Here is a 1,744-nt window from a genome sequence, read left to right on the forward strand (position 1 = left end):
CGCGATCCATTGATAACGTCACCAAGATTTCAATCATCTCTCGGCCACGCCACAACAGCAGTGAGGCTTGCTCATGCTCTTTTAGCAGTTCTTCACAGTGACGATAAACCTTGATCAGTTTATTCGACGTTTTGGCATCCTGATTTAAAGATGCAATCCAGCTCTCTAGCTCAAACTGTTCGCTTGGGTTTAAATGCGCGCTTCGTACCGCAACCATCATGCCTTCCTAGTTATTATGTTTTATACCCAACTCAATATGACTAACCGGGTCCAAGTTAGTTCGACTCATACTGGTAACAAGACGTTTCTTCCACGCCTTTTAATTTTATGATTTCTCTTTGACGAATAGTGCCATAGATTCCAAATGACTGGAATGTGGAAACATGTCTAACATGCCCATTTTGACCATTTGATAACCTTGATTTTGCAGGATTGCCGTATCTCTAGCTAGAGTAGCAGGATTACATGAAACATAAACCACGCTCTTCGCTCCCAGCGCTGAGATTTGATCGACGATCCCACTTGCGCCAGCTCGCGCAGGGTCAAGCAACACCTTGTCGAACTTCTCTTTTGCCCAAGGCTGGCAAGAGAGTTCTTCTTCTAGGTTCGCCTGATAAAAAGTCGCGTTATCTAACTGGTTAATCTTGGCGTTACTGGTCGCCTGCTTCACCATTTCATCAACGCCCTCAACCCCAACCACAACAGCTGATTGTTTTGCGATAGGCAAACTGAAGTTACCTAAGCCACAGAAGAGGTCGAGCACACGCTCATCCGCTTGTGGGTCAAGCCAGTCAATCGCTTGTGCCACCATCTTCTGGTTCACCTGTTGGTTAACTTGAATAAAGTGGTTTGGCTCAAATGGTAATGTCACCCCAGTTTCACTGTATGTTGGCGCTTCACCAACGAGACGAATCAGCTGATCCGTTTCTGGCATCGAATACAAGATTGCACCTTCTGCCGTTGCCAAATCAATCAGTGCTTGTTGCTCTTTCTCAGCCAAAGGCTTTAAGTGGCGCAGAACAATCACAGGGCCGTTATCAGACAGAACCAATTCAACGTGACCGAGATTCATCGGCTGGCTAAAGGTATCAAGCAGCGCTTTCAGTTTTGGTAACAGTGCATTCAGGCTTGGCTCCAGCACCGCACAATCCGTCACGTTCTCGATATGCTTGCTTTGCTTCTTACGAAAACCGAACTGCAGCTGTTGGTTCTTTCTATCCATAAATAGGCTGACACGAGCGCGGCGGCGATACCCTACCTGTGCGCCAGTGATTGGCTCGGCAGTTTCAGTCTTCGGCGTTTGGTACTGGCTCATCAAATGGCTCAGTGATTGCCCTTTATGCTCGACTTGTGATGCGTAATCCATATGTTGTAGATGACAACCACCACACTGATTAAAGTGCTTACAGAAAGGCTTTAAACGCTGCTCACTCGGTTTTAAAAGCTTGATCAGTTTTGCACGGGCAAACTTACTTTTGCTCTCTGTCAGTTGAATCACAACTTGCTCACCCGGCAACGCACCATCAATAAACACAGGTTTATTTTTCTGATAAGCGATACCTGCGCCATTGTGATCCATTCGTTCAACCAAAACCGATTGATGCTTGGTCTCGAATTGAGTTTTCTTTTTTGGTTGAAAAAAACGTGCCATTGCTTGTGCCTAAACTATCTTTAAATCATTTATTTGTATCCAGGACTCACTATTATGTCTTGGAATCATTGTCGAATGTGGCGGCTTTGATTA

Annotated in this window: 1 protein-coding gene and 1 pseudogene; both read right to left on the reverse strand. The window is 45.4% G+C overall.

Features of this window, described 5'->3' with window-relative positions; translation table 11 throughout:
- Positions 1–220, reverse strand: a pseudogene (locus tag KIV40_RS27950) (GTP pyrophosphokinase); the annotation flags it as partial.
- A gap of 105 nt (positions 221–325) precedes the next feature.
- On the reverse strand, positions 326–1,651 hold the full coding sequence (rlmD, locus tag KIV40_RS27955; RefSeq protein ID WP_285352463.1) for a 23S rRNA (uracil(1939)-C(5))-methyltransferase RlmD: 1,326 nt from the start codon (positions 1,649–1,651) through the stop codon (positions 326–328).
- Between the last annotated feature and the right edge of the window lie 93 nt (positions 1,652–1,744).

This window comes from Vibrio sp. D173a, assembly GCF_030248475.1.